This window comes from Flavobacterium sediminis (genome assembly GCF_003148385.1).
Lineage (GTDB): Bacteria > Bacteroidota > Bacteroidia > Flavobacteriales > Flavobacteriaceae > Flavobacterium > Flavobacterium sediminis.
This window is the reverse complement of the sequence record NZ_CP029463.1, coordinates 2,030,193-2,051,412: the sequence shown is the minus strand read 5'-3', so window position 1 is coordinate 2,051,412 and position 21,220 is coordinate 2,030,193. Positions and strand designations below refer to the sequence as shown.

Sequence of the window (21,220 nt, the reverse complement as noted above, 5' to 3'; positions counted from 1 at the left end):
AAACAAAAGATTATTTTTTATCTAATTCATCAAATTTAGACGGCAACTCTTCTTTTGGCCACATGTTGTTTGAAACATCTATATCTGCAGTTTCTAAATTCGGGTCTAATTGGATTTTTACAATTTTTTTATCTGTTGCAAAAACTCTTTTTGCCGTTTCATTGTTTCTTCTCCAAATCTGTGCCGGAAAGGTATGCAACTCCGTTGATCCGTCTTCAAAATGCAATTCTGCGATAATCGGCATGATCATTCCTCCCGGTTTTTCAAATTCGACTTCATAAAAATATTTCGGTGCTTTGTTCAAAGCTGCTTTCTCCTCAGTTGTAAGGTTCTTATCTAAATAATCCTCTAACATCTGAACATCTTTAACCTCAAACGGTTTTTTTGTTACCGGATTAAATTCTTTATTCGTTTCGTCTACCAAATAAATAAAAGGCCCCATATCACGTAAAAATCTTCCTCTACGTGCCGCAAAGTTTTTCATCTCCTCTGTAGGCTCTAGTGAAACATAATATTGTTTTACATCCTTAACTCCTAAATCTACATAATCTGTAGAATAGAACCATCCTCTCCAGAACCAATCCAAATCAACTGCTGATGCGTCTTCCATTGTTCTGAAGAAATCTTCCGGTGTCGGGTGTTTGAACTTCCAACGGTTTGCATAGGTTTTAAAAGCATAGTCAAACAACTCATGTCCCATGATTGTTTCTCTCAAGATGTTTAAACCTGTTGCCGGTTTACCGTAAGCATTATTCCCGAATTGAAAAATGTTTTCAGAGTTTGACATGATCGGAGAAATAAAATCCTGATTTCCTCTCATATAAGGTACAATTTTATCAGCCGGTCCTCTGTCTAAAGGAAAATTAGGGTCGAACGATTTCTCGGTTAAATACTCCACAAAGGTATTCAATCCTTCGTCCATCCATGTCCATTGTCTCTCATCCGAATTAACGATCATCGGAAAGAAATTGTGTCCTACTTCATGGATAATTACTCCTAACATTCCGTATTTTACTCTATCAGTATAGTTTCCGTCTTTATCAGGACGTCCGAAATTCCAACAGATCATCGGATATTCCATTCCCTGATCCTGAGCAGATACGGATACGGCTTTCGGATACGGAAAATCAAATGTAAAATGAGAATATGTTTTTAAGGTATGTGCCACAGCTCTTGTCGAATATTCTCCCCAAAGCGGATTCGCTTCTTTAGGATATAGCGAAATTGCCATAGGGGTTGTTGTTTCCAACTTTACTGCCATTGCATCTAAAATAAATTTTCTGGATGTTGAGAACCCGAAATCACGAACGCTTTTAGCTTTAAATTTCCACGTTTTCTTTTTATCGGAAAAACCTTTTTCCGTTTGTTCTGCTTCTGCTTGTGTTACAATCACTACAGGCTTATCGTATGTCTTTTGCGCTAACTCCCAACGATTTTGTTGTTCCTTAGTGAATACATCTTTGCGGTTTTGTAACTCTCCAGTTGCTTCCATGATATGATCTGCCGGAACGGTGATATTTACTTCAAAATCTCCGAATGGTAACGCAAATTCTCCTCTTCCCCAAAACTGCATATTTTGCCAACCTTCCACATCATTATAGACAGCCATTCTCGGGTAGAATTGTGCAATTACATACAAGCGGTTACCGTCCTCAAACTGCTCATAACCTGAACGCCCTCCGTCAACCTGATAATTGTTAATATTATACCACCATTTGATAGCAAATGAAATTTTATCTCCTGATTTTAAAGGCTGAGCCAGATTAATACGCATCATCGTTTGATTGATGGTATAACTCATTGCATTTCCTTTAGCATCTTTTACATAATCGATATGAAAACCTCCCTGAAAAGGCTCTTCCATAAATTGCTTTGCAAATCGGTCAGGAGTTAATGCCGGACTCATTCTTTGGCTTTCCACCAATGGTGTTTTTGATTCCGGAGCACGCATATTCTGATCTAACTGCACCCATAAATATTCTAAATTTTCAGGCGAATTATTATGATACGTAATTGTTTCTGTACCGAAAAGCTTCGTGTTCTTATCATCTAATTCCACATTTATTTTGTAATCAGCCTTTTGCTGATAATAAGCTGGCCCCGGAGCTCCTGATGCTGTTCTGAACATATTAGGGGTAGCCATCTCTTCGTACATTTGACGAAACTTGTTTTCGTTGTAATGTCCGGGTTTTCTGTTTTCCTCTGTTTTAGTTTCCTGTGCTATAGCAATCGAGGCCATAAAAACTAAAGCAGCTGAAAATAAAAAATTCTTTTTCATCTTTTAAAAATTAATATTCTATATGGGCTGTTTTATCGCTTAATGTTAACAAAAAGCTTTTTTTCACTTTATTAATATTGGTATGTACAATATTTTGCTGTTCTGAAAAGAACTCTGTCAACAAACTGTTATAAAGGTCGAAAGTAGTTATTTTTTCAGAATAATCCACTTTAAGATAGCAAATTAACACATCATCTTCATATTCGGAACCTAAAAAAATGAGTTTCTTTTCTTTGTGATTCACTAAAACCGACATCTTTTCAGTTACGTATTGCGCTATTAATTCTTTTGCTTTAGACGACTCTTGTCGGGTCGCCAAATTTAACTTTTGATTGTACTTTTTATCCAATACTTTTTCCAGATCATCAATAAAGATCCGGGACGATATTTCGATTCTTCCTTTCGTTTGGTTATAATCAACTTGCGTTACTGACACATAAAATTTGTGCAAACCTCTAAATGACAACAATGCCAGAACCGCACAAAAAAAAGTGAGTGCTATTCTATTTTTTTTCATATTCTGTATTAGTAGCTTTTTCTTCCGTTTTGTTACGTTTGTATTCTTCTGATTTTTTGATCAGATACTCTATCAATTGTATTTCGTTCTCAGGCTTCATCAAATGAAACATTTTCTCATTATCCGGTTGAGCAAAAGCAACGAACAAGTTAATTTCATTTTGTGGTATTTTAAAATTCTGAACTATAAAATTTTGCGAATACCTACTCAGCAACAAATCGTAAAAAGAATGAGACAACAACTCTCTCCTTCGGTCTCTCTCCATCCTCTCAGCTCTGGTGTCTTTTTTCTTAGCGTTCGGAAGTAACATATTGAAAAGAGCCAAAAAATTAACACCACTCAACGGGCTAAATGTAGAAGGCAATGCCTCATTTTTCACAGGACTATATTTATCATCTGAAAAAACAAGTGTAGCATAATCGATCCCACTTAAATCCGGTGCATAAACTTTGATCCGCTTTGTATCTTCCTTCAGATCACCTGTTAAACTATAAGGCGTTACTACAACTTCATTTAATTCATTAATTTTATAATGCAATCGAATTTCAAATTCTTCTACCCAAAAATCACTTTCTGTAACAATGTAAACTTTAGACACAAAACTAACCGCTTTGAACAAAAGCGTATCTTTTTCTCTTGCTCTAATCGAAAACTTCCCGTCAAAATCGGTCATAACGGCTAAGCCTGTTGTCTTATTCATAACCGTAACATTTTCAACATCTGTTGAATCAGAAACAATTCTGCCTTTCAAGACTTTTCGCTCTTTTTCCTGAGCTTGTAAACTAAAAACAGATGTAAAAATTAGTAATGTTAATTTGAGTAGTAGTTTTATCATTTTTTTATTTTTTGAAGTTCCAAAAATCGAGATGCTACTTTGTTAAGAACAAACTCACACATAGTCTTATTATCTGAACGATAAGCAGCTACAAATTCCCTATCTTCTATCAGATAATACAAGAACCCCTCTACCAGTTCTCCCGGAATATTCAGGTTTTTAGTCAAATATTCTTCTGAGTAATCCAACTTTACATTTTCCAGCAGCATTTCTCTTTTCTCAACCTCTAACTCCTTCTTCAGCATCCTCGTTCGCCCTGATATTCCGTTTAAAATCGCATCAAATGAAACACTGGAATTAAGCCCGTATTGGTTATCTCCCCCTGTTGCCTGTTTCAATTTTCGTTCAGCAGGCGTATACGACCTCATTCCTTTCGGAATTATCCCTAAAGATTCTGTGGTAATACTCTTATATTCCGTCAACACCACTTCGTTCAATTGATTAACCAGCGCTTCCATCGGAACAAACAGCAACTCTTTCGTTTGATCTTCTTCTGTTACGACGTGCATCGTTCCTCTCAAATTAATTGCACTGAAAATAATGGTATCATTCACTTTTGCTTCTATTGTAAAATATCCGCCACGTTGGGTAGCCACACCAATATCCTGAGTCTGATTTACAACATTAATGCCTTCCAATTGATAGGACTGTGACACTATTTTTCCCTTCAGAATAAAATTGTGTTGCGCAAAAGAAAATTGGACTAAAAAAAGAAGTAAAAGTATTTTTTGTCTCATTTATTTGTTTTTCAAGGGTAAAGATACCAAGCCACCCTGCCAATTAATTCCTAAGAACTTGATAAACTTATGTTAAACAAAATCGTAATTTTGAAAAAAATTAAAAAATGAGGAATCTAATCATAGCAAGTACCTCCACTTTACATCAAGGAGATTATTTAGACTATTTATTGCCTGAACTCAAAAATCATTTTGCCTCGACAGAAACCATCGTTTTTATTCCTTACGCCCGTCCGGGAGGTATTTCACACGATGCCTATACGGAAAAAGCAAGACAAGCTTTTAACACAATAGGCAAGAAAATAATAGGACTACACGAGTTTACCAACCCGATTGAAGGCATTCAAAAAGCTGAAGGGATTTTTACCGGTGGCGGCAATACTTTTTTATTAGTAAGTGAACTGTATCGTACTAAAGTCATTGATGCATTAGAAGAAAAACTAAAAACCGGAACACCCTATTTAGGTACCAGTGCCGGCAGTAACATTTGTGGCTTAACGATGGGAACCACTAACGACATGCCCATTGTATATCCTCCAAGCTTCAGAACATTAGGCATGGTTCCTTTTAATATCAATCCACATTATCTGGATCCGGACACAAATTCTACCCACATGGGCGAAACCCGGGAAACCCGCATCAATGAGTTTCATCAGTTTAATCCCCAACCTGTAATCGGTCTACGGGAAGGGAGCTGGCTAAACGTTAAAGGAGACAAAATTATTTTAAAAGGAAATTTAAAAGCCCGTTGGTTTACAACCAATCGTCCGGCAATTGAAGTAGATCCTGAAACTGAAATCAATACTTTATTGACATAAAAAAAGCCCTTGTAAAAAAGGGCTTTCTTTGAGCGGGAGACGAGGTTCGAACTCGCGACATTCAGCTTGGAAGGCTGACGCTCTACCAACTGAGCTACTCCCGCAAAAAATTATTAATTCAGTAAAACTTAAGAGCGGGAGACGAGGTTCGAACTCGCGACATTCAGCTTGGAAGGCTGACGCTCTACCAACTGAGCTACTCCCGCATTTGTGGCTGCAAATATACTTCAAAAGATAATTGATTTGCAAATTTTTTTTTGAAAAAATTTACATTACCTTTAAAAAGCCTTTCCGAATTTACCCCTTCCAAAACCCAATATTTTAATTTTTAACACCTTAGATCATGATTGTAGTAAACGTTTTTTCTACAAAAGAGATATCCTCTATTCGCCACGAAGTTCTTATTAAAGGAAAAACTTTCAGTATTTGTCATTTTTTAAACGGTAACAAGCCTACTACTATTCGACTAGAGCGCTTTACAAATAAAGTGCTAAATAGAATTTCATCACGCAACCAAAAACAAGGTTTAGAATCTTTAGTAATAGAAGGAGGGGTAAAAAATCGACTGAGTTTAATATTGCCTCATTTCATCCAGTACAAAAAAACGCAGTAGATTTTTACAAAAAATTAAATTGTGTAATTTTGGGCACGTGTTTTGAGATTAAGAATTATAGGTGCTCTCTGCGCAATGTTTAAAAAACTAAAATAGTATATGCCGCTAAAAAATTACTTTTTATACGTTTCTGTATTTATAGTCCTGAGTTGTAACAAGAATAACACTTTAGCAACTTCAGAAGATGATGCTTTACTGAAAGATCAAGAAACGGAAGAGATTGCAAGACCGATTCCTGAAACACTTTTAGAACACAAAAGTGACTCTATTCGATTGTATTATCATTTATTCCGAAACAAAGAGATCTGGTATAACAGCATTAACAGAAAAGCATTGCTGTCCGAAATTGAGAATTGTGGCAAGGATGGTTTGTTTTCTAAAGATTATGAATTCGCAAAACTTTCTGAATTAGAAAAAAAACATTCTGAACTGAATGATGACGAGAGTATCGCATACGATTTTCTACTCACAGAAATGTTTGAAAAATTAGCGCATCATTTACATGGCGGTAAATTAAATCCGAAAAAAATATATGATGACTGGGATCTGAACCCGAAAAAAATTGCATTATCTAAAAGATTAGAGAAAGCTATTATGGAAAAACAAGTCTCTCAACTTTTCGATTCTCTGAAACCGCAACATTACGTTTACAGTACTATTAAAAAAAGCTTAGTCCTTTTAAATGCTTTTCCTGACACTGACTTTAAAAAGATTCAATTGGCTAAAAAAATTGAATTAAACGATACTATTGACGTTATGATCAACATCAAAAAAAGATTGGCGTATTGGAATGACTACAAACCCAAAGACAGCATCATCACTGCGGTCTATGATTCAATTACTTATTTAGCCGTAAAAAAATTTCAAAACCGTCACGGACTAATTCCAGACGGAGTAATAGGCAACGGCACTATTAAGGCTCTTAACTATTCTAAAAGCGAACGAAGAGAACAGATTTTTGCTAATTTAGAACGCTGGAAATGGTTTCCTGATGATTTTGGCAGTGATTATCTAATCGCTAATTTACCGGAATATAAGATCTACTATATCGTAAACAAAGATACAATCTCAGTACACAATATTGTAGTCGGAAAACCATCACGTAAAACTCCGGTCTTAACCTCTAAACTTTCAAACTTTGTATTTAACCCTACTTGGACGGTTCCTCCGACTATTATAAAAGAAGATCTGACGCCTTCAGCCTCAAAAAATAGAGAATATTTTGAACGAAACAGGATTACTATCTTTAATAAAAGCGGAGAAGTTATAGCGCCTTCTGACTGGAATCCTGAAAAAGCCAAAACCTTTAGATATGTACAAACATCCGGTTACAACAATTCTTTAGGATTAGTGAAATTTAATTTCCCCAACCGCCATCTGGTATATCTACATGATACCAATCACAGGGATTATTTCTCAAGAGAGACCAGGGCCTTGAGTTCGGGGTGTGTACGAATTGAAAAACCTTTGGATCTTGCTGAAATGATTTTAAAGAAAGAAGATGCTAAGAAATGGAACAGGACTGAGATCGACTCTATTTTAAGCAAAAAAAACAGTAGAATTGTCAACTTAAATTCTACTGTTAATGTGTTTTTCCTGTACTGGACAAATTGGTCAAAAAGCAATCAACTTTATTTCTGTAATGATATGTACGGTTACGACAAAAAATTATTTGAACTATTACGAAACTAATTTTGATTTTACTACATAATTTCTGGAAGGATGGTAGATGAACAAACACGATTTATCCTTGATCAATTCAATCAATTTATCGTGCACCTCATAAGAAACCGCCGGACAACCTTGGCTTCTTCCTAACCTTCCATAAGACTTCACAAAAGACTCTGAAACATAATCTGCTCCGTGAATTACTACTGCTCTGTCGCGGGCATTGTCATTTATTCCGTATTCTACTCCGTCCAAACGCAATGACAAACCGTGTTTTCCCTGATAAGTTTCCCCTGTAATATAAAAACCTAAACTGCTTTGATAAGATTCTGATTGATTTGAAAACTTAGTTGCCATATCTTCTCCTGAATTTCTACCATGTGCCACTAACGTTTGTAAAACCACTTTTTTGTTTACCATATCAATAACCCACATTCTATCTTCTTTTGACGATAGGCTAAAATCGACGATAGTCAAATATTCATTTTTTATTTTTCCTTGATTTTTCAATTGCTCATAACCTTCAAAAGCTTTTGTAAAGCTTTCGTATTGTGGCAACTCATAAGAAGTACTATCAATCGAAGTGTAAAAAGATTTACATTTAGCCTCAAAAGAAGCTTTTTTATTTTCCGCTACTAATTTGGGATCAGTACCATTATCCGAAGCGTCAACAATTGTAACTCTATTCTCTAAAACTCCTTTTTCTCTGAAAACGGGAGCAAACGACATTAAGCTTAAAACTAGTAGGGGCAAAAATTTATAAGTCATTGTATTCGTAGCAGTTATTTTCGATTAATATGTTTCCAAATCTATTTATTTATTTTCTCTCTTGCAACTTTTTTTTGTTATTCATCGAAAAAAATTGCTTTTTATCGATATTTACTACAAAAGTTAAAGAATTAATAATTTTTTCAACTTATTTTTTCATTATCGTATTTTTGAAAAAACAAACTTCATGCTTAATAACTTAAAATTCAACATATTATTATATTTTCTATGTTCTTTTTCTGCTCTTTCCCAAGATAATCCAGAAGAAATAAGAAAAAAAACGCTTCAAACCCGAAAGATCAGTTCTTCCATTTCTATCGATGGCCATTTAAACGAAAAAGAATGGGAAAATGCCGAAACCGCTACTAATTTTGTAATGTACTCTCCTGATAACGGAAAACCCATAGATCAAACTAAAAAAACAATCGTTAAGATCCTTTATGATAATAACGCCATATACATTGGTGCTGTTTTACACGATGACGAACCTGATAAAATTTTAAAAGAAATCACGGAACGGGATAATTTCGGAACTTCTGATTCCTTTGGCGTTTATATCAACGGATATAACGACGGACAGCAGGATTTTCGCTTTTTTGTTACCGCTGCCGGCGGACAGGCTGACTGTTTAGCTACAGAACAAAACGGAGAAGACTATTCCTGGAACGCAATCTGGGAAAGTGCTGCTAAAATAACCGATTCCGGATGGACAGTAGAGATGAAAATCCCGTATGCTGCCTTGCGATTTTCAGCTGAAGAAAAACAAACTTGGGGAATCAACTTTGTGAGGGAACTGAAACGTTACCGCCAGACCTACACTTGGAACTTCGTCAATTCGCAAATCGGAGCTGTCATACAACAAGCCGGACTACTCAAAGGCATTTCTAATATAAAAACACCGACCCGTTTGTTCTTTATCCCTTATACCTCAGGTTACTTGAGTACCGATAAAGAAAATACTGATTTTGAATTTAAAGGAGGATTAGATATCAAATACGGAATCAATGATGCTTTCACGCTTGATGCTATTCTGATCCCGGATTTCGGACAAACCAAATATGATAATGTTGTCCTAAATCTAGGACCGTTTGAACAGCAATTCAATGAAAATCGCCCTTTTTTCACAGAAGGTACTGATCTATTCAGTAAAGGTAATTTACTCTATAGCAGAAGAATCGGATCCGTTCCTAACCTTAGCATAACCTTAGACGAAAACGAAACAATTGACCAATATCCGGCCTCAGTGAATTTATTAAATGCCGTTAAGATTTCCGGACGGGATAAAAATGGCCTGGGCATCGGGTTCCTGAATGCTGTTACCGAAAAAACTATGGCTACTGCTTATAATGAAACAACAGGTACCTCCCGAGAGGTTGAAATTGCCCCGTTAACCAATTATAATGTTACGGTTTTAGACCAACGCTTCAACAAAAATTCATCTGTTACCCTGATCAATACAAATGTTATGCGTAACGGTTCTTTCAGAGATGCTAATGTTCTGGGACTTTTATTTGACTTGAATACAAAAAAGAACACATTCAATCTTTCCGGAGATCTTAAAATGAGTAGTCTTTATGAGCTTGAAAACACAAACGGCTATAACACCTCATTATATTTAGGCGAAACAAGCGGAAAAGTACGCTTTTCATCCGGTATTAATTATGTTTCAAAAGATTTCGACAACAATGACCTAGGAATAAACTTCCAGACTAATTACACTTCCTGGTCCGGCAATGCTAATTACAGAATTTTAAACCCAAATAAAACATTTAACACTTTCCGGGTTGACCTCAACTCTTATATGCAGTACAACAACACGACGGGAAAGATCCAATCAAACAATTTTAATATCAATGTAAGTACAACAAACAAAGACAATCACTATTTTGGAGGAGGTATCGACTACAATCCTTTTAAGAATTATGATTACTACGAACCGAGAACAGACGGTCGTTATTTAGTTTTGCCGGACAGTTATGGCGCATGGGTATATTTTTCTTCTAACTATAATTACAAATTTGCACTTGATATCAATCCTTATTTCACTAATACTTCTGAAAAAAACCGAAATGAATACGGCATAACCATCAGTCCGCGCTATCGTTTCAGTGATAAATTTTCATTCATCTATTCTTTTGATATCTACAAACAACAAAAAAATGTAGGTTATATAGATTCAGATGAAACTGCTATTTATTTAGCCAAGAGAGACCGGGACACCTATACCAATTCCATCACCAGTAAATATTCCATTAAACCCAATATGAATTTTGCACTTTCCGTAAGACATTATTGGTCCTATGCTGAAAACAAAAATATCTACAGCCTGAATGAAGACGGAACCCTAACAGAAAATAGTTCTTACACTGCAAATAAGAACTCTAATTTCAGCACATGGAATATGGATTTGTCGTATTCTTGGTGGTTTGCTCCCGGCAGTCAGCTTTCCATACTTTACCGAAATAATGCCAATGCTTTCAGCAGAGACATCGATAAAGATTTTGGCAACAATCTATCCGGAATCCTAAAAGATAATTTACAGCATATTTTTTCAATCAGCATTCGTTATTACATTGATTACAATCAGGCAAAAAACTGGTTCAGCAAAGCCTGAATCTCCTATAACGATTTCGTACTTTTTGGCACTAAAAATTAAGCAATCCTCAACATTTCGCTATCTTTGTATAAATTACCGAATCCATGAACAAAAAAGTTATTTTAATGATATTAGACGGTTGGGGAAAATCACCCGACCCGAAAGTTTCTGCTATTGACAACGCTGAAACCCCTTTTATTGACAGCCTTTACACACAATACCCGAATGCCCAATTGAGAACCGACGGATTAAATGTAGGATTGCCGGAAGGACAGATGGGAAATTCTGAAGTGGGTCACATGAATTTAGGAGCCGGAAGGATCGTATATCAGGATTTAGCTAAGATCAATTTAGCCGTACAAAACCAAACTATGGCAAATGAAAAAGCATTAAACGATGCTATTGAATATGCTTTGAATCATGATAAACCAATTCATTTTTTAGGATTACTTTCGGACGGAGGTGTTCACTCACACACTTCACATTTGAGAGGCTTGATTGATGCCGCACAGGCAAAAGGTGTTAAAAAAATGTTTGTTCACGCTTTTACAGACGGTAGAGATGTTGACCCTAAGTCAGGAATCCAATATGTAGAAAGTTTTGAAAACTTCACACAACACAACAATGCAAAATTAGCTTCCGTCATCGGGCGTTACTATGCTATGGATCGTGACAAACGTTGGGAAAGAGTTAAATTAGCTTATGACCTGATTGTAAACGGTGAAGGCGAAAAATCAAGAAATGCCGTAGCAAGTATAGCAGAAAGCTACCTGAATAATGTAACCGACGAATTCATTAAGCCAATCGTCATGGTGGATAAAAATAACGAGCCTGTTGCTACCGTCAAAGAAGGGGATGTCGTTATCTTTTTTAACTTCAGAACCGACAGAGGTCGTGAATTAACCGAAGCTTTATCGCAAAAGGATTTCCATGAGCAAAACATGCACAAACTCAATTTGTACTATGTGACCATGACCAACTATGATGAAACTTTCGTTAATGTTCATGTTATTTACGACAAAGAAAATATTACAGAAACTTTAGGAGAAGTGGTTTCTAAAGCCGGTAAAAAACAGATCCGTATTGCAGAAACTGAAAAGTATCCGCATGTAACCTTTTTCTTTTCAGGAGGGCGAGAAGAACCTTTTGAAGGAGAAAGCCGTATTTTAAAAAACTCACCTAAAGTGGCTACTTATGATCTAAAACCGGAAATGAGTGCTTACGAACTGAAAGACGCTTTGGTTCCTGAATTACAAAAAGGAGAAGTTGATTTTGTCTGTTTAAATTTTGCCAATGGCGATATGGTAGGACACACCGGTGTAATGGAAGCCGCTATAAAAGCCTGCGAAGCTGTTGACCAATGTGTAAAAGAAGTTATCGAAGCTGCTTTAGCTAATGGCTACACAACTCTTTTAATCGCTGATCACGGAAATTGTGAAACCATGATCAATCCGGATGGTACACCTAATACGGCACACACAACGAATCCGGTTCCGTTAATTTTAATTGATCCGGAGTTACAAGAAATTCACAACGGAGTTCTGGGTGATATAGCACCTACAATTCTGGAGCTAATGGGCATTCCTAAGCCTGATGCCATGACACAACATTCATTATTACATTCATAATTTAAGCGCCTTAGGGCGCTTTTTTAATTTTTATATTTTTATTAATTAAAAGTTAAACTTTTAATAGTTAATAGTATTACTATTATATTTGTATATCTATGCTAAATAAGTATACTATATGCATTCTATTATAGAAAATGTAAAAATTACTATTAACGAGAAACTATATCTTAAAGATCCCGAAACTTCTGAATTAGGGAGAAAGATAGTAGGACAAAGTATTTTACTGATTAATGAGATCGGTTTTGATGCATTTACTTTTAAAAAACTAGGAGAGCGAATCCAGTCCAATGAAAGTTCAATCTATCGCTATTTTGAGAACAAACACAAGCTTCTGGTTTATTTATCTTCCTGGTACTGGTCCTGGGTTGAATACAATCTGGTCTTAGCAACAAACAACATCGAAAACCCTGAAAAAAAACTCAATAAAGCTCTTGAGATCATTACTCGTAATGTGCAAAAAGATGATTCGATCGCTCACATTGATGAATACATTTTAAACAAAATCATTATTGCCGAATTCACCAAAACATTTTTAACCAAAGAGGTCGACGAAGAAAACGAAGATGGCTTTTTTGTAGTCTACAAAAGGGTCATTAACCGGATTCACCTGATGATCGAAAGTGTAAACCCAACATACAAATACAGTAAAAGCTTAGCTTCATCTATTGTACAGGGAGCTTTGCACCAAAACTTCTTAAAAGACCACTTTCAAAGCATTACCAGTCTTTCTGAAAGTAATTGCCTAACCGATTTTTACAAAGATCTTATCAAAAAAGTATTATTATGACACCCATACAACGATTTAAGAACCTAATACAGATCGACAAAAAAGACATTTACCAAATTATCCTCTACTCTATCCTTGCAGGGGTAATCAGTCTTTCCCTGCCTTTAGGTATTCAATCTATTGTCAACTTCCTGCAAGCCGGAAAGATCAGCACTTCTTGGGTTGTTTTAGTTACTATTGTAGTCATCGGTGTTGCCATGGTAGGTATTTTGCGCATTATGCAATACCGCATCATTGAAGACCTTCAACAAAAAATATTCGTGCGTTCCTCATTTGAATTTGCGTATCGCTTTCCGAAAATTAAATTCAATAAACTATATAACTATTCTCCGCCTGAATTAGCCAACCGATTCTTTGATACACTAACGGTACAAAAAGGTTTTTCGAAATTATTATTAGACATCTCAGGTGCTGCTTTACAGATCTTTTTCGGGATCATTTTGTTATCCTTATACCATTCCTTCTTTATTTTCTTCGGGATTATTTTATTGATCTTACTTTATTTTATTTTCAAAGTAAACTTCAACCAAGGCTTAAAAACCAGTTTGGAAGAATCCAATTATAAATACAAAGTGGCTCATTGGCTACAGGAAATTGCCCGAAACCATTTGAGTTTTAAAAACGAACGCTTATTTGATTTTTCATTAGATAAGAATGATGCGTTAGTAAACGAGTACATCTCACACCGCGAAAGTCACTTTGAAATCCTCAGAAAACAATTCATTCAGCTAACAGGCTTTAAAGTCTTGATCACAGCCGGTCTTTTAATCATAGGAGGGATCTTAGTACTGAACCAACAAATGAACATCGGACAATTTGTTGCGGCTGAAATCATTATTTTAACCATTATCACTGCTGTTGAAAAATTATTCTCCGGCTTAGAATTGTTTTATGATGTACTGACTTCTCTGGAAAAAATAGGAAAAGTTGTGGACATGGAAATTGAAACCTGTGATACGAACAAAAACTACCAGATAGGAAATGAAGATATCTTCTTAGAAACAGAGAACTTAAGTTATAAATTCCCTGACGGAGAAACTGAAGTCCTTAAAAACATCAACATCCGCATTGCTCCTAAAGACAAAATATTGATCACCGGAGAAAACGGTTCCGGCAAAACAACGCTACTTCGTTTACTAAGCCGGCTGCTGGAACCTGCAAACGGAACTGTATTTATCAACAACAACAATTATAACAAATATTCCATTGACGATTACCGCTCACATATAGGAGTTATTACCGTAAACGACAAATTATTTGAAGGAACCATCTTAGAGAACATCAGTTGTAACAACCCGGATTTCCCTATCAACCAGATCAATGAACTGATGGAAAAACTGAAATTAAGTAAATACATCAAATCATTACCCGATGGTCTGGACACAAAAGTTCATTCCGAAGGAAAAAAGATGAACTCTTCCATTATTCAAAAAATACTCTTAGCCCGTTGTATTATTTCAACTCCTAAAATTTTGTATCTGGAAGAACCTTTAGAAAACGTTGACACACAATCGGCAAAAGAAATTATTGATTTCTTAACTGCCGAAGATAAGACCTGGACTATTGTTGTGGTTTCTAAAAATGACTATTGGAAACAAAAATGCAACAAACATTACAATCTTGAAAACGGTGTAATTCAACTCATAAAATAAGTACGATGCTAAATATAACCGACAATAAAATAAGCCAATACATTGATTTAAAAAAATACAAATCAACGCAAATATTTGCCGACAACCCTCATTACAACGTCATCAAAAAAATTGTATGGGGAATTGTTATCGTCATTATTTTATTCTTGTTTTTACCATGGACACAGAATATTTCCGGCAACGGATTTGTTACTACATTGCGTCCTAACCAACGTCCGCAAACCATTCATACTGTTATTGCCGGCCGAATTGAAAAATGGTACGTACAGGAAGGTGATTTTGTTAAGAAAGGCGATACGATCCTCTTTATCTCTGAGATCAAAGAAGATTACCTAGATCCTGATCTAGTGGAGAACACCGGAAATCAGGTAAAGGCAAAAGAAAATGCCGTTGATTCATATGAAGAAAAAGTTAAAGCTTTGAACCTTCAGATGAACGCCATTGAAAACGAAAAAGGTCTGAAACTGAAACAAGCACAAAACAAACTTAAACAATCCTATTTAAAGGTTAAAAGCGACAGTATGGACCTACAAGCTGTCATTACACAGCTTAAAATAGCAGAAACACAATACAACCGTGCTGTAAGCCTGAACAAAGAAGGGTTAAAACCCATGACGTATGTAGAGGAAAAAAAGGTAAAACTTCAAGACATGGAAGCCAAAATTATTACACAGGAAAATAAATATCTGGCAAGCCAAAATGAAGTCTTAAATGCCACCATGGAAATTAACCGTATTATGGCAGAATACACAGAAAAAAGAGCCAAAGCCAGTAGCGACAAACAAACCGCTTTGAGTGCACAATTTGACACAGAAGCTCAAGTGAACAAGTTGCGCAATCAGTACACCAATTACAAAATCCGAAACGGGTTATACTATATTACTGCCCCTCAGGACGGTTATGTAAATCGCGCATTACAATCAGGTATCGGAGAAACCATTAAAGACGGTACACCTATTGTAAGTATCATGCCGTCTAATTTTGAAATCGCCGTAGAAACCTATGTCGACCCGCTGAACTTTCCGCTAATCAACAAAGGAGAAAAAGTACGCGTTTGGTTCGACGGATGGCCAACTATCGTTTTCAGCGGATGGCCCGGAGTTTCTTACGGAACCTTTGGCGGTGTCATTGTTGCCAAAGAGAATTTCATCAGTGAAAACGGCAAATACCGCGTTTTAATTGCTCCTGATCCCAACGAAAAGCCGTGGCCGAAAGAATTGAGCATCGGAGCCGGAACACAAACCTTAGCGCTATTAGAAGACGTTCCTATCTGGTTTGAAATCTGGAGGACACTCAACGGATTTCCGCCTAATTTTTACCAACCTAACGCTGCAAAAGGCAAAACGGATAAAAAATAAGGAACTTATATGAAGCATATAACCTATCTTATAATCAGTTTGTTTAGTTTGACTTCCTTTAGTCAACAGATCAATGATGAATTTACCTATGAAGAATTTTTAGCTTATGTTAAAAAATTTCATCCTCTGACCAAACAAGCCGATCTGAAAATAACAGAAGCTCAGGCTAAATTACTAAAAGCCCGTGGTGCATTTGATCCTAAAATCGAATCCGATTTCAACCAAAAAGAATACAGCGACAAAAAATACTATTCGCTCTTCAACGGAAGTTTTAAAATTCCTACCTGGTATGGCATTGAGATCAAAGCTGCCTTTGACAATAACGAAGGAATTTATCTGAATCCTGAAAATACCGTTCCTAATCAGGGATTAACTTCACTGGGAATTAGCGTTCCGGCGGGGCAAGGTTTATGGATCAATGAACGAATGGCCGATCTGAAAAAAGCAAAGTTATACCAAAGCGTTAACGAATCGGAACGAAAAATAATGATTACCGAAGTAATCGTTGCAGCTTCAAAAAGTTATTTTAACTGGAAAAGAAGCTATAGTGAAGTAAAGCTCTATGAAAATTATCTGGACAATGCTCTGATTCGTCATGAAGGTATTATAAAATCAGTTCACTTGGGCGACAAATCAAAAATAGACAGCGTAGAAGCTGGTATTTTAGTCAAATCGAGACGATTGAATCTGGAAAAAGCTAAATTAAAGCTTAATAAAGCCAAATTAGAACTATCCAATTATTTATGGTCTGAAGACAACATTCCGTTGGAAATCAACGATAACCTATATCCCGAAGAGAACCTGAAATCAACGATCTTACAAACGCTGAATTTAGCCGATCTTAACAATCTTTCTTCAGAAAATCATCCGAAATTAAACGCCCTTCAACAAAAAATTGCTATTCAAAAGATAGATAAAAATCTCAACGCTAATAGCTTGTTACCCAAAATCAATCTGAGCTATAACTACCTATCAGAGCCCAGTGCTTTTGATAATTATCGCTTTGAAGATTATAAATTCGGCGTTAATTTTTATTTTCCATTGTTCTTGCGAAAAGAGCGTGCTAATTTAAAACTGGCAAAAATAAAGCTCCAGGATTACCAATACACCTTAGATTTTGAAAAACTGAACATTAGCAATAAGATCGAAGCCGGAAAGCAAGAAATCTTATCCTTACAAGATCAAATGGAAATAAATACCTCTTTGGTGAACGATTACCAACACATGTTAGACGGAGAAGAACGCCTGTTTGAAATGGGCGAAAGCTCCTTATTTGTGATCAATTCCAGAGAAAACTCATTGGTTTCCGCCAAAATATCTGAAATCAATTTAGAAATTTCCTATCTCAACGCCGGGATCTCTTTATATAAAACTTTAGCCAATCCATAAAAAATCCCGCTAAATGCGGGATTTTTATTTTATTGTATCCAAAAGAATATTAGTAACGTCCTCTATTGTTGTCTCTTGAGTTCGAAAAACCTCCTCTGTTTCCACCACCATTTCTATTGAAAGGTTTTCTTTCTCCTTGCGGTTTCGGTTCTGATTTGTTTACCACAATTGAACGACCGTCAATCTTAGCACCATTAAGCTCGTCAATTGCTTTTTGTGCCGCTTCATCATCAGGCATTTCAATGAAGCCAAAACCTTTACTTCTTCCGGTAAATTTATCCGTTATCAGTTTAGCTGAAGTTACTTCACCGTATTCCTCAAAATACTCTCTTAAATCTGCTTCCTCTACGTTATAAGGAAGGCTTCCTACAAAAATGTTCATTGAATTAATTTTAATTGGGAGTAAAGGTAATCTTTTATCTCTCTCCTTTTCTCTTTTATTTAATTTATTTTCAAATATTTATAATTTCTTAACTATTTCATAGTACTAAAGGCCCTTTCTATTGCCTCCTGATGATCTGGATGTGCAATTCTAACTAATTCTTTTTGGCGCTGCTGTAATGTTTTTCCATACAAATCAGCAATTCCGTTTTCCGTAATCACATAATGAACATGTGCCCGCGTTGTAACCACTCCGGCTCCTTCTTTTAAGAACGGAACAATTCGGCTTTCTCCTCTCTTAGTCACAGATGGCAGAGCAATAATTGCTTTTCCGCCTTCACTTAAAGAGGCCCCTCTTATAAAATCCATTTGGCCACCAACCCCTGAATACATTCTTGTCCCAATGGAATCTGCACAAACCTGTCCGGTCAAATCCACTTCAATAGCCGAATTAATAGCTACCATTTTAGGATTCTTACGAATAAAAGCCGTATCATTTACCATAGAGGATTCTTTCATTACTAAAAACGGATTATCATCTACAAAATCATACAACCGTTTAGAACCTACTAAAAATGTAGCCAGAGCTCTACCTCTCAAAACACCTTTATAATTACAATTGATCACATCTTTTTCGATCAGGTCTATTACCCCGTCTGAAAACATTTCTGTATGCAGTCCCAGATCTTTGTGATGGACCAGTTTACTTAAAGCCGCATTAGGAATAGAACCGATCCCCATTTGCAACGTACTTCTGTCTTCTATCAATGAGGCTATATATTCCCCTATCTTTTCTTCTTCTTTGGTAAACGGTGCTACCTCATGAGCATAGATCGGTTCATTGACTTCAACCAGATAATCGATCTCACTTACATGCAACACACCGTCTCCGAAAGTTCTGGGCATATTCGGATTTACCTGAGCGATAATGTATTTAGCATTTTCAATAGCTGCCACAGTAGCCTCAACGGAGACCCCTAAAGAACAATAGCCATGACTATCAGGTGGTGAAACGTGAATAAGCGCTACGTCTAAATGTACGATCTTATTGCGAAACAAATGAGGTAGTTCGCTCAAAAAAACCGGAGTATAAGATCCGTTCCCTGCTTTCAGCGTGTGACGAACATTAGCCCCGATAAAAAAAGAATTCACATGAAAACTCTCAGCCAGATCTAGGTTGGCATAAGCAGCTTCTCCTTCTGTGTGCAAATGACAAACTTCTACATTGCGAAGTTCCCCGGCTCTGTCTGCCAAAGCCTTTGTCAGGGCTGTTGGTGTAGCCGCAGCCGCCTGCACATAAACCCTATTACCCGACTGCACTACTTTTAAAGCATCTGCAGCCGAAACATACTTACTCATATTTTGTTTTTTATTTATTTTCAACAAAGTTAACTTGAGGTTTTCAACCTAAAAATGATATTCCTCACTCTTTTATACGGTCAATTTACTACTTTTCGCAGACAAAATTGCCTCCGCTCCCTCAAAAGTCTGTCTCTGAACTTCAAAAAAGGATTAATTGTTGTACTTTTGCACTTTAATTTTTCAAAGAATGATTGTTTTAAAAACTAAAGAAGAAATCGAATTAATGCGCGAAAGTGCTTTGATTGTTTCTAAAACATTAGGCATGCTTGCCAAAGAAGTTAAACCCGGTGTTACCTCATTATATTTAGATAAATTAGCAGAAGAATTCATCAGAGACTACGGAGCAGAACCTGCCTTTTTAGGAATGTATGGCTTTCCGAACTCACTTTGTATGAGTCCTAATGCTCAAGTTGTACATGGTATTCCGAATAATACTCCGTTACAGGAAGGCAACATCATCTCTGTGGATTGTGGTGCTTTAAAAAATGGCTTTTACGGAGATCACGCTTATACTTTTGAAGTAGGTGAAATAGCTCCCGAAACTAAAGAGCTTTTAAAAATAACAAAAGAATCATTATACGTAGGAATTCGTGAAACCAGAGCAGGAAATCGTGTGGAAGACATTGGTTATGCAATTCAGCAATATTGTGAAAAACACGGTTATGGTGTTGTCCGTGAATTGTGCGGACATGGTTTAGGTCGAAAAATGCACGAAGACCCTGAAGTACCGAACTATGGTAAAAGAGGTCGCGGTAAAAAATTAGTGAACGGAATGGTTCTGGCTATAGAACCAATGATCAATCTGGGGACTAAAAACATTCGTCAGCATAAAGACGGTTGGACAATTACAACTGCTGACGGTAAACCAAGTGCTCACTTTGAACATGATGTTGCTATTATTGACGGTAAACCTGAGTTGCTTTCAACATTTGCTTACATCTACGAAGCGTTAGGCATTACCAGTAATGAAGAAGATGGTCTGAGACAAGTTCCTTTAGTGTTATAATGAAGAAATTATTCAAGCTTGTTTTAAATACTATTCCCCGTCCTATCTTAATCCGTTTGAGTATAGTGGTACGACCTGTTCTGGCTTTTCTGTTGAAAGGAAATCGCTATACGGATCCTATTGACGGCAAAAGCTTCCGTATGTTCTTACCTTATGGCTACGGAAACCAACGCAATAATGTACTCTCACCCAGTACACTTTCTTTAGAAAGACATCGTTTATTGTGGTTGTACCTGCAAAATGAAACTGATTTTTTCAGCTCTGAAAAGAAGCTAAAGGTTCTGCATTTTGCTCCGGAACAGGAATTTTACAAGCGTTTTAAAAAACAAGCCAATTTAGAATACACCACAACCGACCTGTTATCACCATTAGCCGATGTAAAAGCCGATATCTGTAATTTGCCTTTTAAAAACAACAGCTATGACATTGTTTTTTGCAACCATGTGTTAGAGCACATTCCTGATGACACAAAAGCAATGCAGGAATTATATCGGGTAATGAAACCGGGAGGTTGGGGAATCTTCCAGATCCCACAAGACTTAAACCGTGCTGTTACGTTTACGGATGACAGTATTACGGATCCTAAAGAGCGCGCTAAAATTTTCGGACAGTACGACCATGTACGCGTTTACGGGAGGGATTATTTTGACAAACTGCGAAGCATCGGCTTCAAAGTAAACGAAGTAGACTATACCGCAAAACTATCACCGGAACAAGTAGATCGCTATTGTTTAGCCAAAGGCGAAATCATTCCGGTCGTTTTTAAATAGTTTTCTAAAACAGTTTAAAAAATAATAATCTTTCCGATTGTGTGACTTCTCGAC

17 protein-coding genes and 2 tRNA genes are annotated in these 21,220 nt (G+C 36.4%); 10 read left to right on the top strand and 9 right to left on the bottom strand.

Annotation, left to right across the window (positions count from 1 at the left end; genetic code table 11):
• Positions 1–10: 10 nt before the first annotated feature.
• The 4 genes from DI487_RS09510 to DI487_RS09495 are packed head-to-tail and all read right to left on the bottom strand — an operon-like array spanning position 11 to position 4,367.
• A complete protein-coding gene (locus DI487_RS09510) occupies positions 11–2,278 on the bottom strand; it encodes a M1 family metallopeptidase (protein ID WP_109569435.1) in 2,268 nt (755 codons plus the stop codon).
• A gap of 10 nt (positions 2,279–2,288) precedes the next feature.
• Positions 2,289–2,795: a DUF6702 family protein gene (locus DI487_RS09505; protein ID WP_146193425.1), complete on the bottom strand. Its 507-nt coding sequence runs from the start codon at positions 2,793–2,795 to the stop codon at positions 2,289–2,291.
• A complete protein-coding gene (locus DI487_RS09500; protein WP_109569433.1) occupies positions 2,782–3,630 on the bottom strand; it encodes a carboxypeptidase-like regulatory domain-containing protein in 849 nt (282 codons plus the stop codon). The genes DI487_RS09505 and DI487_RS09500 overlap by 14 nt, the downstream gene beginning before the upstream one ends.
• Positions 3,627–4,367 carry a hypothetical protein gene (locus DI487_RS09495; RefSeq protein ID WP_109569432.1) on the bottom strand — a complete coding sequence of 247 codons (741 nt, stop codon included), beginning with the start codon at positions 4,365–4,367 and terminating at the stop codon, positions 3,627–3,629. Before DI487_RS09495 ends, DI487_RS09500 begins: the two co-directional genes overlap by 4 nt.
• A 107-nt stretch (positions 4,368–4,474) precedes the next feature.
• On the opposite strand from DI487_RS09495, the gene pepE reads away from it, so the two are divergent.
• The gene (pepE, locus tag DI487_RS09490) at positions 4,475–5,185 is read left to right on the top strand and encodes a dipeptidase PepE (RefSeq protein ID WP_109569431.1); all 711 of its coding nucleotides are present in this window, start codon (positions 4,475–4,477) and stop codon (positions 5,183–5,185) included.
• Positions 5,186–5,216: 31 nt separating this feature from the next.
• Here pepE and DI487_RS09485 read toward each other — a convergent pair.
• Positions 5,217–5,289 (bottom strand) — tRNA-Gly (locus tag DI487_RS09485).
• Positions 5,290–5,318: 29 nt separating this feature from the next.
• A tRNA-Gly gene (locus DI487_RS09480) sits at positions 5,319–5,391 on the bottom strand.
• A gap of 506 nt (positions 5,392–5,897) precedes the next feature.
• Between DI487_RS09480 and DI487_RS09470 the strand changes: the two genes are divergently transcribed.
• Positions 5,898–7,490 carry a L,D-transpeptidase family protein gene (locus DI487_RS09470; protein ID WP_109569429.1) on the top strand — a complete coding sequence of 531 codons (1,593 nt, stop codon included), beginning with the start codon at positions 5,898–5,900 and terminating at the stop codon, positions 7,488–7,490.
• Here the strand turns inward: DI487_RS09470 and DI487_RS09465 are convergent.
• The gene (locus tag DI487_RS09465) at positions 7,479–8,195 is read right to left on the bottom strand and encodes a murein L,D-transpeptidase catalytic domain family protein (RefSeq protein WP_245896337.1); all 717 of its coding nucleotides are present in this window, start codon (positions 8,193–8,195) and stop codon (positions 7,479–7,481) included. The genes DI487_RS09470 and DI487_RS09465 overlap by 12 nt on opposite strands.
• A 226-nt stretch (positions 8,196–8,421) precedes the next feature.
• Here DI487_RS09465 and DI487_RS09460 point away from each other — a divergent pair, with 226 nt between their 5' ends.
• From DI487_RS09460 to DI487_RS09435, 6 genes are all read left to right on the top strand, one after another.
• Positions 8,422–10,848, top strand: a complete 2,427-nt coding sequence (locus DI487_RS09460; RefSeq protein ID WP_109569427.1) for a DUF5916 domain-containing protein — start codon at positions 8,422–8,424, stop codon at positions 10,846–10,848.
• 86 nt (positions 10,849–10,934) lie between these two features.
• Positions 10,935–12,458 carry a 2,3-bisphosphoglycerate-independent phosphoglycerate mutase gene (gene gpmI / locus DI487_RS09455; RefSeq protein WP_109569426.1) on the top strand — a complete coding sequence of 508 codons (1,524 nt, stop codon included), beginning with the start codon at positions 10,935–10,937 and terminating at the stop codon, positions 12,456–12,458.
• A 118-nt stretch (positions 12,459–12,576) separates the two neighbouring features.
• Positions 12,577–13,248, top strand: a complete 672-nt coding sequence (locus DI487_RS09450; protein ID WP_109569425.1) for a TetR/AcrR family transcriptional regulator — start codon at positions 12,577–12,579, stop codon at positions 13,246–13,248.
• Entirely contained in the window at positions 13,245–14,900 is a 1,656-nt protein-coding gene (locus tag DI487_RS09445; protein ID WP_109569424.1) for a peptidase domain-containing ABC transporter, read from the top strand. The genes DI487_RS09450 and DI487_RS09445 overlap by 4 nt, the downstream gene beginning before the upstream one ends.
• A 5-nt stretch (positions 14,901–14,905) precedes the next feature.
• Entirely contained in the window at positions 14,906–16,258 is a 1,353-nt protein-coding gene (locus DI487_RS09440; protein ID WP_109569423.1) for an HlyD family secretion protein, read from the top strand.
• Between the two features lie 9 nt (positions 16,259–16,267).
• Entirely contained in the window at positions 16,268–17,647 is a 1,380-nt protein-coding gene (locus DI487_RS09435; protein ID WP_109569422.1) for a TolC family protein, read from the top strand.
• A gap of 49 nt (positions 17,648–17,696) precedes the next feature.
• On the opposite strand, the gene DI487_RS09430 is transcribed toward DI487_RS09435, so the two are convergent.
• Positions 17,697–18,029, bottom strand: a complete 333-nt coding sequence (locus tag DI487_RS09430; protein ID WP_109569421.1) for an RNA recognition motif domain-containing protein — start codon at positions 18,027–18,029, stop codon at positions 17,697–17,699.
• A gap of 92 nt (positions 18,030–18,121) precedes the next feature.
• On the bottom strand, positions 18,122–19,387 hold the full coding sequence (locus tag DI487_RS09425) for an acetyl-CoA hydrolase/transferase family protein (RefSeq protein WP_109569420.1): 1,266 nt from the start codon (positions 19,385–19,387) through the stop codon (positions 18,122–18,124).
• 190 nt (positions 19,388–19,577) lie between these two features.
• Between DI487_RS09425 and map the strand changes: the two genes are divergently transcribed.
• Positions 19,578–20,396, top strand: a complete 819-nt coding sequence (gene map / locus DI487_RS09420; RefSeq protein WP_109569419.1) for a type I methionyl aminopeptidase — start codon at positions 19,578–19,580, stop codon at positions 20,394–20,396.
• Positions 20,396–21,166, top strand: coding sequence for a class I SAM-dependent methyltransferase (locus DI487_RS09415; RefSeq protein ID WP_109569418.1), 771 nt, complete (start codon positions 20,396–20,398; stop codon positions 21,164–21,166). The genes map and DI487_RS09415 overlap by 1 nt, the downstream gene beginning before the upstream one ends.
• Positions 21,167–21,220 lie beyond the last annotated feature (54 nt).

What these genes read in the sequence shown, in the direction of transcription:
- pepE (WP_109569431.1), top strand. Translation starts at nt 4,475, where the DNA reads ATGAGGAATCTAATCATAGCAAGTACCTCCACTTTACATCAAGGAGAT.
- DI487_RS09415 (WP_109569418.1), top strand. Translation starts at nt 20,396, where the DNA reads ATGAAGAAATTATTCAAGCTTGTTTTAAATACTATTCCCCGTCCTATC.
- DI487_RS09445 (WP_109569424.1), top strand. Translation starts at nt 13,245, where the DNA reads ATGACACCCATACAACGATTTAAGAACCTAATACAGATCGACAAAAAA.
- DI487_RS09500 (WP_109569433.1), bottom strand. Translation starts at nt 3,630, where the DNA reads ATGATAAAACTACTACTCAAATTAACATTACTAATTTTTACATCTGTT.
- DI487_RS09440 (WP_109569423.1), top strand. Translation starts at nt 14,906, where the DNA reads ATGCTAAATATAACCGACAATAAAATAAGCCAATACATTGATTTAAAA.
- DI487_RS09495 (WP_109569432.1), bottom strand. Translation starts at nt 4,367, where the DNA reads ATGAGACAAAAAATACTTTTACTTCTTTTTTTAGTCCAATTTTCTTTT.
- DI487_RS09450 (WP_109569425.1), top strand. Translation starts at nt 12,577, where the DNA reads ATGCATTCTATTATAGAAAATGTAAAAATTACTATTAACGAGAAACTA.
- DI487_RS09470 (WP_109569429.1), top strand. Translation starts at nt 5,898, where the DNA reads ATGCCGCTAAAAAATTACTTTTTATACGTTTCTGTATTTATAGTCCTG.
- DI487_RS09465 (WP_245896337.1), bottom strand. Translation starts at nt 8,195, where the DNA reads ATGTCGTTTGCTCCCGTTTTCAGAGAAAAAGGAGTTTTAGAGAATAGA.
- DI487_RS09505 (WP_146193425.1), bottom strand. Translation starts at nt 2,795, where the DNA reads ATGAAAAAAAATAGAATAGCACTCACTTTTTTTTGTGCGGTTCTGGCA.
- map (WP_109569419.1), top strand. Translation starts at nt 19,578, where the DNA reads ATGATTGTTTTAAAAACTAAAGAAGAAATCGAATTAATGCGCGAAAGT.
- DI487_RS09425 (WP_109569420.1), bottom strand. Translation starts at nt 19,387, where the DNA reads ATGAGTAAGTATGTTTCGGCTGCAGATGCTTTAAAAGTAGTGCAGTCG.
- DI487_RS09510 (WP_109569435.1), bottom strand. Translation starts at nt 2,278, where the DNA reads ATGAAAAAGAATTTTTTATTTTCAGCTGCTTTAGTTTTTATGGCCTCG.
- DI487_RS09435 (WP_109569422.1), top strand. Translation starts at nt 16,268, where the DNA reads ATGAAGCATATAACCTATCTTATAATCAGTTTGTTTAGTTTGACTTCC.
- DI487_RS09460 (WP_109569427.1), top strand. Translation starts at nt 8,422, where the DNA reads ATGCTTAATAACTTAAAATTCAACATATTATTATATTTTCTATGTTCT.
- DI487_RS09430 (WP_109569421.1), bottom strand. Translation starts at nt 18,029, where the DNA reads ATGAACATTTTTGTAGGAAGCCTTCCTTATAACGTAGAGGAAGCAGAT.
- gpmI (WP_109569426.1), top strand. Translation starts at nt 10,935, where the DNA reads ATGAACAAAAAAGTTATTTTAATGATATTAGACGGTTGGGGAAAATCA.